This is a genomic window from Empedobacter falsenii, from assembly GCF_019308355.1.
GTDB lineage: Bacteria > Bacteroidota > Bacteroidia > Flavobacteriales > Weeksellaceae > Empedobacter > Empedobacter falsenii_B.
In genome coordinates, this window is record NZ_JAAGKM010000001.1 from 1 (window position 1) to 12,933 (window position 12,933).

Below are 12,933 nucleotides of genomic sequence, written 5' to 3' on the forward strand. Positions count from 1 at the left end.
CAGTAAGAAACTGGGGAGTTATTATTGATCAATTTTTAATCCTATATCAAGAAAGGGTTAGACTCTAAAAAGTAGAACCTAACCCAAGCTTAATTTTTGAACTTACACACTTTAAGAGACAGTCCTTAAAAAAATCGGGATTTACCCGATTTTAGATTTTGCGATGACTTTGCGATAAAGTTCTTCGTATTGCGGAAGAATATTCGTTTTATCAAATCGTATCGCTTGTTCTTTTGCTTGATGACTAAATTCTGCCAAACGCTTGTCATCTTCTAAGATATAGATTGCTTTTTCTGCCATCATTTCGATATCTCCTACAGGACAAACAAAACCAGTGACTCCGTTAATATTTACTTCTGGAATTCCGCCTGCATTGGACGAAATAACTGGAACACTTGCCGCCATAGCTTCAAGCGCTGCCAAACCAAAACTTTCTTGTTCGGATGGTAAAAGGAATAAATCTGCTGCTTTCAAGACATCATTCAAATCACTTACCATTCCAAGACTTTTCACTTTATCTTGAATTCCAAATTCTTGAATCATTTGATCCGCCATATCCCATTCAGGACCTTCTCCAGCAATAATCAATTTCGATGGAATTTGTTTCTGAATCAAATTAAACGTTCCAATTACATCTTCAATACGTTTAACTTTTCTCAAGTTAGAAGTATGCAAAATCACCTTCTCTTTTGGTTGCGCAAAATTATCACGACAACACACACATTTCTCTGGCAAATATTGATCGTTATCAATAAAATTTGGCACAACTTCTATCTCATTTGTAATGTCAAATGCTTGTAAAGTATCTTGTTTCAAACTTTCGGAAACTGACGTTACAGCATCCGATTCATTGATCGAAAACTCAACAGCCGTTTTATACACAGGATGTTTCCCCACCAACGTAATATCTGTTCCGTGCAACGTTGTTACAATTGGTAATTTATAGCCTTTTCGCGCCAACATTTGTTTCGTAAAATACGCCGCATACGCATGCGGGATCGCATAATGTACATGAACCAAATCTAATTCGTAATGCAAAACTTTATCATACAAAATTGTACTCAACGCCAAATCGTATGGCTGATATTGAAACAATGGATACGTTTCGACATGAATTCGATGAAAGTATATATTTGGTAATTTGATGTTTAATCTCGCAGGAACATTTGTGCTAAAAAAATGTACTTCATGACCTTTTTCCGCTAAATCCATTCCCAGTTCTGTTGCCACAATTCCACTCCCTCCATAGGTTGGATAGCATACAATTCCTATTTTCATTCGCGATTTTTATTTAGACAAATTTAAGGTAAAATTGCTTCATAAATAACTTGTCGAATATTTTCTCGCACTTTTTTAATCGAAAGATAATTTGGCTCGACAGTTTCATTGACACGATTCGAAAGAAAAATGTATACTATATTATATTTAGGATCAGCCCAAACCATCGTTCCAGTAAAACCTGTATGACCAAAACTTTCGGCTGATGGACCTATTTTAGATGAAGTTTGCATTTTATCAAAACCAGCTCCACGATGATTGCCATTGAATTGTTGTTTGGTAAATTCCGCCACCGTTTCTGGCTTCAAATAAACCTCATCACCATATTCGCCACCATTCAAATATAGTTGCATCAATTTTGCCAAATCAATCGAGTTGGAAAATAAACCAGCATGCCCCGCAATTCCGCCCATCATTGCAGCGCCTTGGTCGTGCACAAAACCATGAACGAGTTGATTTCTGTAGGTTTTGTCATATTCGGTTGGAATAATATCTTCTAAACTAAATTTTTCCTTTGGATTGAACGTTGTGCGATACATTCCTAATGATTGATAAAATTTCTCTTGTGTCAGTTGATTCAGATCTTTTCCAAAATCCTTTTCTAACTTTTTCTTGAAAATATAATAACCTAAATCTGAGTATTCATATGATTTACGACCTAAAGATGATTTATAAATATCTTCGTAAATCGTATCTTTTATAGAATTGATGATATAAATGTTATCCGTAACTTTTATTTGATGTTCTTCGTCTTGCTTTCTCGAATAGAAATCTAAATATAATCGCGCATTTTTTACATTGACCGTTTCATTATAAAAGCCAATCCAAGGTTTCAGACCAGCCTGGTGCGCTAATACTTCACGAATTTTTAAAGAAGATTTGTTCGAATTCTTCGCTTCATTGTCAATTTCTCCAATTGTTTGATCGAGGTTTAATTTTCCTTCGTTTACCTCCAACATCAACAAAGGCAACGTTGCCGTCACCTTTGTTACCGAAGCGACATCATATAAATCTGTCCACTTCACTTTTTTTGAAGAATTTTTATCTTGTGTTCCGAAGCTTTTATCATACACGATTTTCCCGTCTTTTGCGACTAGAATTTGTATTCCAGGCGTGTAATGATTTGCAATTGCTTCTTCGGCAAGTTTATCTATTTCTGAGAGTTTTTTTTTCCTAAATTCACATTTTCAGGTGCAGTAAATCCTAAACGTTTGATGTGTTTTGTTACAATTCCTTGTCCTTCTTTCAAATTTTGATTGATATCTACTGGAAACGTTCCATCTGCATCAATTGCTCCAAAAATAACTTGTGCAGCAGCTGCTTGTGCATCTTTTGTATTTTGATAATGAACTGTAACCGCATCCAAATTTGATAAATCAAGATCTTTCAAACCATAAGGACTTGTGAATAACGAAAAGATTTTCTTTTTGTCTTTTGGTAACGCTTTCAAAATTGCTTTCGAATTATCTGACAATTTATAAGGTTTATAAACCGTTTCATTCGATAAAAACGCTCCAGAAATAATCACATCATAATCATTCAATAAATTGATTTGATTTGGATTTGAAATCTTCACCAATTCAACATTAGCGTATTTTTGTAAATGTGTCAAAAATTGATCATAATCTGTTTGTTCAAGCGGAACAAAAGCTATTTTTTGATTCAATTTTTTAATTGGTAAAAGTTTGTGTTCATTCTTTACAACTGTCGAAGCTTTCTCAAAAATTTTAGTTGTTAACGCTAGATTTTCAGGAGAATTTAAATCTTCTAAAACATTTGCAGAATTTAAAGTTTTTATTTCATTTAAACCTGTAATATATTTTGCCATCAAAATTTTCTTCACACTTTCTTCTAAACGTGCTTCAGAAATCTGACCTTTATTTATTGCATCAATAATTTTTTGTTTCCCAACGTGTACATTTTGCGAAAACAATAAAATATCATTTCCCGCTACAAATGCTCTATAATCTACATCACCAGCAGGAAACATTTTTGCTACACCATCCATATTCAACGCATCTGTAATCACAATTCCTTTGAATTGTAATTCTCCTTTCAAATAATCTGTAATAATATTTTTAGATAAAGTTGAAGGTATTTTTGGATCTGGTTCTAAAGCTGGAACATTTAGATGCGCCACCATAATTGACTGTACACCTTCATCAATCATTTTCTTGAAAGGTGCAATGTGATATTTCTCTAAATCTGCTTTATTATCTGGAATCAACGGCAAAACTTTGTGCGAATCTTGATCTGTATTTCCATGTCCAGGAAAATGTTTTGCAGACGATAATACGTTTTGCGCACGCATTCCATCCATATAAGCAATTCCTTTTTCTGCAACTCGATCTGGATTTGAACCAAAAGAACGATTCCCGATAATTGGGTTATTTGGATTAACATTGACATCAACTGAAGGTGAAAAATTAAACTGAACACCCATTCTGTTCGCTTGTATACCAATTTGTTTTCCAACTTGATACACCAACTTATTATTGCGTAGAGCACCAAGCGTCATATTCCAAGGAAAACGCTCCACTCCTTTCAAACGCATTGCCAATCCCCATTCTGCATCCATTCCAATTAACAATGGAATTTTAGAAATAGATTGAAATTTATTTGTCAACTCAATTTGATGAGCCGCTTGATCTTGCATAAAAATTAATCCTCCGATATGTTCTTCTTCAATTAATTTTTGAATATCATTTTCATGCACCACATCTCTATTTGTATAGGCTGCAACGATAAATAACTGACCTACTTTTTCTTCCAATGACATTGAATTATACTTCTCATTCACCCATTTCATCTGAATAGAATCTTTGTACAATGGCGAAACGTGTTGCGCTTTCGAAGCTATAGGTAAAATAATTGTTAAGAATACGTATGCGATTACTCTTTTCATTCCGGAATAAATTAATTTTGCTTGTTTTTTCTTTTTTAGAAACATTTTTTAAAGGCCAATCAAGTTAGGATTGGTAAATTTATAGTAAATTGTCAAATTAAATAAATTTATATGAGTATTTTCAGTGTTGTACAGGATAGCATGTTGAATCATCCTGGACTAATAACTGTTTTTGGGGTTGCAGTAATTATTATGTTACTACTTGATTTAGGTGTTTTTAATAAAAATGCGCACGTGGTTTCGAACAAAGAAGCGCTTACTTGGACTATCGTTTGGATTTCCTTGGCGATGATTTTTAGTGGAGTGATTTATTTCGTTTTTAAAGAAGCAGATGGACATGCATTTGCCATCAATAAATTTTCGCAATTCCAGGCGGCGTATTGGATAGAAAAAGCCTTATCCGTAGATAATTTATTCGTCTTCATACTCGTTTTTGGATTCTTTAAAATTCCAAAAGAATATCAACATAAAGTCCTTTTTTGGGGAATTTTAGGTGCTCTTCTTTTTAGAGCAATCTTTATTTTTGCAGGTGTTGAATTAATTAAAATGACTTATTTACCATCTTTTTCTATTGGAGATTGGCACTTTAATCTTGGTGATGAAGCAACTCATGCAAATTTTGAAGCAAAACAATTCTTCCGTCCAAATGTCGTTTTAACACTGTTTGGTTTCTTCTTAATTGTCGCCGGAATCAAATCTTGGAAATCAAGTGATGATGATGAAAATCAAGATTTATCACAAAATTTTGGTGTTAAATTGGTACACAAATTCTTTAAAGTTACACCGAATTTTGATGGAGATAAATTCTTTTCTGTTCAAAACGGAATTAAAATGGCAACACCACTTTTCGTCGCTTTAATGGTAATTGAAGTAACTGATTTGGTTTTCGCTGTAGATAGTATTCCTGCTATATTCGCTGTTGCTCCAGACGATCCTTTTATTCTATATTCATCTAATATTTTTGCAATTTTAGGACTTCGTTCATTATATTTCTTGTTGGCAAATTCAATGGATAAATTCAATAAACTACATTACGGCTTAGCGATTATTTTAAGTTTTATCGGAATTAAAATGATTATTATGCCATTCTATCATTTCGAATCGACTATTTCATTGTCAATAATTGGTGGAGTTTTATTAATAACAATTATTTGGTCGTTAATTTCGAATAAATCAGAGGTTAAGGAATAGATTATTATCTTCATATAATGATAAACCCCAAGATTAAATTCAATCTTGGGGTTTATTTTATAATCATTATACCTTACGAAACAACTTCTATCAAACTACCTTTTTCTTCATCTTTTGTGATTTGTAGCGCAGCTGGAATTCGATCTTTTAATTCGTCAACATGAGAAATAATTCCGACAATTCGGTTCTCTTTTTGTAAACTCATCAACGTTTCAAACACGATATTTACCGCATCTGCGTCTTGCGTTCCAAAACCTTCATCAATAAAGAAGAAGTTCTTTTCCGACTTCGCATTTGTTTGCACACTTTCTGCCAAAGCCAAAGCCAAACTCAACGAAACTTGGAAAGATTGTCCTCCAGAAAGCGTTTTCACACTACGTGAACGACCTTCGTTCAAATAATCTATAATCTCAAAATCATTGTTGTCATTCATTTGTAAACTCAATTGATTTCTCGTCATTCGATGAAATCTCACATTTGCGTTATCACATAATTGTTTCAAATAAATTGACGAAACATATTGCACAAATCCTGCTGAATTAAACAAATTTCGCATCGTTTGTAAATTAGCCGCTCGCTTTTTCAACTTTTCCAATTCAATTAACAAATCTTTCTTTTCTGTAAAAGATTTATTCAATCGCTCAATTTCAGTTTTTATTTTAGTAACAACTTCAGTAGCTTCTTTCAATTGATTTATCACAAAAATCAATTTTTCTTCTTGTATTTTATAAATCGTTTCATCAAAAGAAACTTCCGATAATTTTTGCTCTAATTCATGAATTAAATTTTTCAACGTTTCATACAAAATTCGAAAATCTTCCAACTCTTTTCTGATTTGAGAAACATTAAATTTCTGATTTAAAACAAATTGAACCTCTTCAATGTTTTGTATTTGATATTTTTCTAATGCTTTTTCTATTTGATTTTGATTAATAGCCAACTCTTCTTTTAACTCAATAAGTTGTTTTTCAACTAATTCAATTGAAGTTTTTTGAGAAGCTAATTTTGGATTCAATTGATTTAAACTGTCTGTAAATTGAATATAATCTTGTTCAATTTTTGTATTATTTAACTTTAAATCATTCAAATTTTGAAGCACATTTTCTGTTGTTTGATTTTGAAAATCTTCAAATTTCAAGACTTTCAAATTTGCTTGATTTTGCTTGATTTGAGAAGCTTTTTCAGCTTCTTCTAATCTAAATTTTTCTAAAGCATTTTTATATTTTTCAACAGATTCACGTTCTTTCTCTAAAGTTTCACGAAAAGTTTCAATCTCTTTATTTTTATTCGAAATTGTTTTGTCCAAAGCAATAGCTGCTTTCTTTTTTTCTTCAAATAATTCAACATTTTTCGAATCAAAATCTTTCCAAACAAACAAATTCATATGATTTTCTTGTTCAATTTTCAGATCATTCAAAACTTGATTTTCTTGTGCAATTTGTTTTTCAATAAACTGTTTTTGATCAATCATTTTCTGAACTTCATTTTGTTTTTTCTGAAGCGATTTTAACTTTTCATCAATTTGATTTAATTCATTATTTACAACTTCAAATTTCGTGGAAATATCATCAATTTCAACAATATTCGGATGCTCTAAAGCGCCACAAAGCGGACAAGATTCACCTTCGTGTAAATTATGTGCAAAATGAACCAACTTTTGCTGAACTTCTAATTCATTTTTCTGTTTTTCAATTGATTTTTTAGTTGATTCAAGCTTTTCAAATTCAGAACTAAACCAATTTTCAAAACTTGAAATTTCAATATTATCTGTTTTGAATTGAGCTTCGAAAACATTAATTTGTTGCTTTTGCTCATCTATTTTAGTTTGTTGTTTCTGAATAGATTGTTGCAAATTTTGATTCTGAACAAACCAATTTCCAACCTCCATCAATGTTTGCGCATCTATTTTTGACTCAGCTAAAGTTTTGACTTCTTTTTCAGATAATTTGATTGAAGCTTCAATTTTCTGTTCATTTTTCTGAACCTCTTCAACTTCTTTCAAACCTTTTGCTGTTCTTACTTTTAACTTTTCTATCTCCTCTGAAAAAGTTAAAATTTGAACTATTAATTCTAAATCTGTTTCTTCTTTTCGTTTTATTGGTAAAGTTTCATAATCAGTTTTAATCGCTTCAATTTGGTTCGAAATTTCTTTGATTTGATTCTCGATTAAAGTCAGTTGTTTTTGTTGATTTTCAACTGAAATTGACTTTTCTTCAATCTGATTTGAAAGTTTTTTATGATTTTCTAAAAGTTGAGAAAACGCATTAAAAATCAATTCATAGCGCTCAATTTCAAGTTTTCGTTGATCCATTTCATTTTTCTGAACTGAAACTTTTTCAAAATCAATTTTCTTTTGTTTTAAAGTCTCAAAATCTGATTTCAACGCTTTTAAACGTTGAAATGATTCATTCATTTGATTATATTCTTCTTGAACTTGATTGGTAACTTTTGTTTGCTCAATCAAATTTTCTTCAAGCTCTTTTATTTTTTCTTCCGAAACTTCTTCAAATCCAGATAATTTCCCTTCTAGTTGATTCAAATTCGTTAAGTTTTGAGAATTTAAAGCTGCAACTTTATCTTGTAAATCATAACGATGAAGTCCAAAAATTTCCTTCATCATTTGTGTTCGATCTTTTGCACCCAACTCAATAAATTCCTTGAATTGCCCTTGCGGAATAATAATTGTTCGTTTGAAATTTTCGTAACTCAACCCAATTATTTCTTCTGCTTTCGAATGATTAAGCGGAATCCATTCATTGTCTTTTTGTTCATAAAAAACAACTATTGGCGATTTTACATCTTCAAAACGTTTCGAATTTCTTTTAAATTCACGTGTTGCTCTGAATAATTTTTGTTCAAAATTATAGAAATCAAACTCGATATATGCCAAATTCGATTTCAAATTCATCATATTGTAAGCACGCTTATCTTTGGAATTTAGACGTTCTGTTTCGCCATACAAAACGTACATAATCGCTTCCAAAATTGACGATTTTCCGGAACCTACATTCCCGAAAATTCCAAATAATCCTGCTTCTGTTAATTCAGAAAAGTCAATTGTTTGACGTTCTTGATACGAATAAAGTCCTTCTATGGTTAATTTTACTGGAATCATTTTTTAAGTTTAAGGTTTAGATTAAGGATAAGATTTCTTGATATCATAATATAACTTCAAAAAATAATCAATTTAACTATTCAAAATTTCGTTAAACAAATCCTTTATTTCGTCGTTTGGTTCTTGATTTCCATTCTTCGATTTGAAATAATCTGCAAACAATTCTTTCATATCTTTTGTTTGATCTGCAAACTTATATTCGACTGTTTCAATCTCTTGATTTTTAACTTTCGGAATCAAATGAATAATTCCATCATGTGATTGATAAATCAATTTTCGTTCATCAGCTTTCAAAAAAGAATCACTTTCTAAAATCAATTCAACCAACGCATTTTGATTTTCATTCAACCATTCTACAGCTAAATTTATATCATCAAAAGTTTTTCGAATAAGCGGTTTTCCATGCTTTAATTCAATTTTATGATAAGAAATAGTTTTATTTGGTTCTGCTTCTATTACCGAAACATACTTGGTTTGACCAGCTTCGGAAAAACTATAACACAAAGGCGAAGAGCTGTACACAACAGGTTTTTCTTCTGTTCCGATGTTCTTAAAACCATGCAAATGTCCAAGCGCTGTATATTGAATTTGAGGCGGAATAGCTTCGGAAAAAATCATATCTGCATTTCCAATTTTAATCGGTTTTTCGCCTTCTGGTTCCTCTAAAATTTCAGCACCTTTTTGGTTCATATACAAATGTGCTATCAATAAATTAACACCATTTTCGTCACAATATTCATCCGCAATATTTTTCCAATTTGTCGCTAAAACTTCATTCAATGCATCTTCTTTATTCTCTCCAAAATATTGTTTCAAACGAATTTCGTTTGCATAAGGCGTATGAATAATTCGAATCGGGTAATCGAAAGAATTTAATTTCAATTCAATCATTCCTTCTACAGATTTTAAAATTTTGAAATCATTTAATTCAAATTCCTGAATTTTTGCATTTGGATAACCAATCAAAATAATTCCACATTCGCGTGCCAACGGATCTGGCGCATCAATCAAACTTGGAGAATCGTGATTACCAGAAATCGCTACAACAGGACGTTTTCCGTTATTCGAAAGTCTTTTTAATGTTTTATAAAATAATTCTACAGCTTCCACACTTGGATTAAAATTATCAAATAAATCGCCCGCAATAAGTACCAAATCGACTTGTTGTTGATCTGCAATTTCGATAATCTCGTTCATCACTAAAATTTGTTCTTCTAATCGCGAAAAACTATCCAATTTTTTGCCCAAGTGCCAATCGGCTGTATGTAGAATTTTTATCATTATTCTTCCGTTTCTGGTTTATTTTTATCATTAAATCGTTGATTGATTGCTTTCAATCGAGCTTTGCGTTCAGCTTCGGCTTCTTGCGCTTTACGTTTCTTTTGATCTAACTTTTTCTTATGCGCTTTTTTATTTGCATCTGTATTTCTACTCATTTCTATTTGGTTTAAAATTAATTTTTCTCCACGCCAAATGATGTCGCAAAGTTAGATTAAATGATAAAGAATTGTAAATCTTTTGTCCAACTAAATTGAAATTATTAACTTGGCTAGAAAGTAATCGAATTTATTAATTTTAAAACATTTATAATGGGAAAAGGCGATAAAAAATCGAGAAGAGGAAAAATTGTGAATGGCTCTTATGGTGTAAAACGTCCGAGACATAAGTATTATTATGAGGAAGATGTTGTTGAAGAAAAACCAACCAAAAAAGCTAAAAAGTAATTTTTTGAAGCTGAAAATCAGGATTGATTTTCAGCTTTTTTATTTTATTGAATTTTTAGACATTCTAACAAAAGTCATTGAATACAAAATCAACAACCTCATTATATTTGCCGAAACAAAAATAACATGAAAGCAATTTTATTTGCCTTATTTCTATTATTGAATACTACAATTTTTGCTCAATCTCTTGAAATAAAATCACCGAATGAACTTCCTAAAAATGATCAACGTACAAAGATATTTTTAGGAGGAACGATTGATATGGGAAATTCTGAAGATTGGCAAGCGAAAGTTTCAAAAGAACTGAAAAATGAAAAAGTCATCCTGCTAAATCCTCGTCGTGATGATTGGAATACTGCTTGGAAGCCTGTGAAAGAAGAGCCCGAATTTCGCAAACAAGTGGAGTGGGAATTGAATGCATTGGAAAAAGCAGACTATATTATTATGTTTTTTGGAAAAGATTCTAAAAGTCCGATTAGTTTGTTGGAAATGGGATTGTATGCAAAAAGTGGAAAACTTTTGGTGATTTGTCCAGATGGTTTTTGGCGAAAAGGGAATGTTGATATTACAGCAGAAAAATATGGTGTAAAACAATTTGATTCAATAGAAAATGTGTTAGATTATTTAAAAAATAATCTAAAATAAATAATTAAAAAAGAGAGATTTAAGTTGAAACATGAAAGGTTTAACATATAATTTTATTTCTCAAAATCTTATTTTAAAAATTTATGTTTTAGCTTTGAAACCGCTTTAATAGTAAGTTTTAGAGATTATGAAACATAATGATTTGGAAATTAATCGGTTGATTGAACGATTAGAATCTTTAGGAATTTTGGTCGAAAAAATCGAGAGTTCTGGTTTTGGTAGCATGTTAAATTTTGAAATGATTTATCAACTTCCTGAGCAAAATATTTCTAATGCAATCAATTTTAGACGTTTTGATATACAAGATGTTTATCTTTATTTCAAAGAAGCTGTTAACCAAAAAGGAGATTTACTTTTTATAGAATAAACGAAAAATGCTCAAGAATTTGAGCATTTTTTTATTTCAATTTTTGTAAGTCATTAACCGTATAAAACTTCATATCATTATTCTTCACAAACTTGCAAATCTCTTCTAAGGTTTTAAATTCAGTTTCATAATTATTACTTGCTTTTGCAACTGTTTTATGCGCATAAAAAACGACTATCTTATTGTTATCTTTTGCATATTGCAACAACGAAATAAAATAAGGCACACTAAAATGCGCGTAACTATTATCGATTCCTAAACCAAAAAATAACGGTTTATTTTGATAATAACAGTTCTGAAAATTAGGCGCTTCGTTTCCATAAGTTGTTCCTCTTAATGTTTTAAAATGATTGAAAAGTAATTGATCCGATTCTACACTTCGATCGCCATAAGGATAAGAAAAATCGGTTACATCAAGACCTTTGTTTTTCATCAAAGTTAGCATTGGAGCGATTTCTTTATCAATAAATTCTTTTCCTCCAAATTCTTTTATATACTTTGTTGTATGAACGTGATTTAAACCATGCGCAGCAATCTCATTTCCGTTTTGTTGCAGATAAGTTAACTCACGTATTTGACTCTCCGAAAGCTTATCAAAATGCGTTACATAGAACGTTCCTTTCCAATTGTATTGTTTCAATTTTATATTCGCATTGAACCATTCGTCCACATAATCATCATCAAACGTAAGCACCACTCCTGCTCTATTTGTAGATTTTTTTGGTTCTTTTATCGCATCTTCTTCGTGTGTACAGCTATTCAACACAAAAATTGAAATTAAGCAAATAAAATAATAATTAAGTTTTAGCATTCTTTATCAGTAAGTTTTAGTACTTAAATATATCGAAAAAGTAACTGCTAAAATGAGAAATTTTTAAAATTAAGCAAATCTTAATTTTAGATCATTTTGAAGTGATTTAAAACAAAAAAACCACTCAAAATTGAGTGGTTTAGAAAATACTATAGTGTAATTTATATCTGCTGATACATAAAGTTTTCACCTAAATAAACGCGACGAACATCTTCATCATTTGCTAATTCTTCTGGCGAACCTTCTTTCAAGATTTTACCTTCGAACATAATATATGTTTTATCGGTAATTGCAAGCGTTTGCGATACATTATGATCGGTAATTAAGATTCCGATATTTTTATCTTTTAACGAACGTACAATTTTCTGAATATCCTCAACCGCAATAGGGTCAACTCCAGCAAAAGGCTCATCTAATAAAATAAAATTAGGTTCTGTTGCCAAACAACGTGCTATTTCGCAACGACGACGCTCACCTCCAGAAAGTAAATCACCACGATTTTTACGAACATGCTCTAACGAGAACTCTTCAATCAAAGCATCTGTACGCATTTGTTGTTCTTTTTTGGAATGTTTCGTGAATTGTAAAACAGATTTGATGTTATCTTCTACAGAAAGTTTACGAAAAACAGAGGCTTCTTGCGCCAAATATCCAATACCTTTTTGCGCGCGTTTGTACATCGCATCACTTGTGATATCTTGTTTATCCAAAAAAACTTTTCCTTGCGTAGCCTTTACTAAACCAACAATCATATAGAAAGAAGTCGTTTTACCAGCACCATTTGGTCCTAATAATCCAATAATTTCTCCTTGTTCTACTTGAAAAGACACATTTTTTACGACATGTTTTTTACCGTAATCTTTTACTAAATTCTGACCTTTTAATACAATTCCCATA

At 31.2% G+C, this 12,933-nt stretch carries 12 protein-coding genes; 4 read left to right on the forward strand and 8 right to left on the reverse strand.

Translation table 11 applies throughout. The annotated features are described in order from the left end of the window. Positions 1-141: 141 nt before the first annotated feature. From bshA to G0Q09_RS00015, 3 genes are read right to left on the reverse strand one after another with little or no spacing between them, the layout of a single operon-like run. Positions 142-1,278: an N-acetyl-alpha-D-glucosaminyl L-malate synthase BshA gene (bshA, locus tag G0Q09_RS00005; RefSeq protein WP_219033575.1), complete on the reverse strand. Its 1,137-nt coding sequence runs from the start codon at positions 1,276-1,278 to the stop codon at positions 142-144. Positions 1,279-1,301: 23 nt separating this feature from the next. Next, complete coding sequence (locus G0Q09_RS00010; protein WP_219033736.1) at positions 1,302-2,432, reverse strand: serine hydrolase domain-containing protein; 1,131 nt, start codon at positions 2,430-2,432, stop codon at positions 1,302-1,304. Continuing rightward, complete coding sequence (locus G0Q09_RS00015; RefSeq protein WP_257467962.1) at positions 2,429-4,183, reverse strand: glycoside hydrolase family 3 protein; 1,755 nt, start codon at positions 4,181-4,183, stop codon at positions 2,429-2,431. Before G0Q09_RS00015 ends, G0Q09_RS00010 begins: the two co-directional genes overlap by 4 nt. 111 nt (positions 4,184-4,294) lie before the next feature. Between G0Q09_RS00015 and G0Q09_RS00020 the strand changes: the two genes are divergently transcribed. Beyond that, positions 4,295-5,374 (forward strand): TerC family protein, encoded by a 1,080-nt coding sequence (locus tag G0Q09_RS00020; RefSeq protein ID WP_219033577.1) that lies wholly within the window; start codon positions 4,295-4,297, stop codon positions 5,372-5,374. 73 nt (positions 5,375-5,447) lie between these two features. Here the strand turns inward: G0Q09_RS00020 and G0Q09_RS00025 are convergent, their stop codons facing one another. The 3 genes from G0Q09_RS00025 to G0Q09_RS00035 form a co-directional block, all read right to left on the reverse strand. Beyond that, positions 5,448-8,489: an AAA family ATPase gene (locus G0Q09_RS00025; RefSeq protein ID WP_125348796.1), complete on the reverse strand. Its 3,042-nt coding sequence runs from the start codon at positions 8,487-8,489 to the stop codon at positions 5,448-5,450. 72 nt (positions 8,490-8,561) lie between these two features. Beyond that, positions 8,562-9,767 (reverse strand): metallophosphoesterase family protein, encoded by a 1,206-nt coding sequence (locus tag G0Q09_RS00030; RefSeq protein WP_219033737.1) that lies wholly within the window; start codon positions 9,765-9,767, stop codon positions 8,562-8,564. A 2-nt stretch (positions 9,768-9,769) separates the two neighbouring features. Continuing rightward, positions 9,770-9,925, reverse strand: a complete 156-nt coding sequence (locus tag G0Q09_RS00035; protein WP_185144078.1) for a hypothetical protein — start codon at positions 9,923-9,925, stop codon at positions 9,770-9,772. A gap of 153 nt (positions 9,926-10,078) precedes the next feature. On the opposite strand from G0Q09_RS00035, the gene G0Q09_RS00040 reads away from it, so the two are divergent. From G0Q09_RS00040 to G0Q09_RS00050, 3 genes are all read left to right on the forward strand, one after another. Further along, on the forward strand, positions 10,079-10,213 hold the full coding sequence (locus G0Q09_RS00040; protein WP_219033578.1) for a 30S ribosomal protein THX: 135 nt from the start codon (positions 10,079-10,081) through the stop codon (positions 10,211-10,213). Between the two features lie 126 nt (positions 10,214-10,339). Continuing rightward, positions 10,340-10,858, forward strand: coding sequence for a nucleoside 2-deoxyribosyltransferase domain-containing protein (locus G0Q09_RS00045; RefSeq protein ID WP_115001357.1), 519 nt, complete (start codon positions 10,340-10,342; stop codon positions 10,856-10,858). 127 nt (positions 10,859-10,985) lie between these two features. Continuing rightward, a complete protein-coding gene (locus tag G0Q09_RS00050) occupies positions 10,986-11,225 on the forward strand; it encodes a hypothetical protein (RefSeq protein WP_038334521.1) in 240 nt (79 codons plus the stop codon). Between the two features lie 31 nt (positions 11,226-11,256). On the opposite strand, the gene G0Q09_RS00055 is transcribed toward G0Q09_RS00050, so the two are convergent. Further along, complete coding sequence (locus tag G0Q09_RS00055; protein ID WP_219033579.1) at positions 11,257-12,036, reverse strand: polysaccharide deacetylase family protein; 780 nt, start codon at positions 12,034-12,036, stop codon at positions 11,257-11,259. Positions 12,037-12,197: 161 nt separating this feature from the next. Further along, entirely contained in the window at positions 12,198-12,926 is a 729-nt protein-coding gene (gene lptB / locus G0Q09_RS00060; protein WP_038334673.1) for an LPS export ABC transporter ATP-binding protein, read from the reverse strand. Positions 12,927-12,933 lie beyond the last annotated feature (7 nt).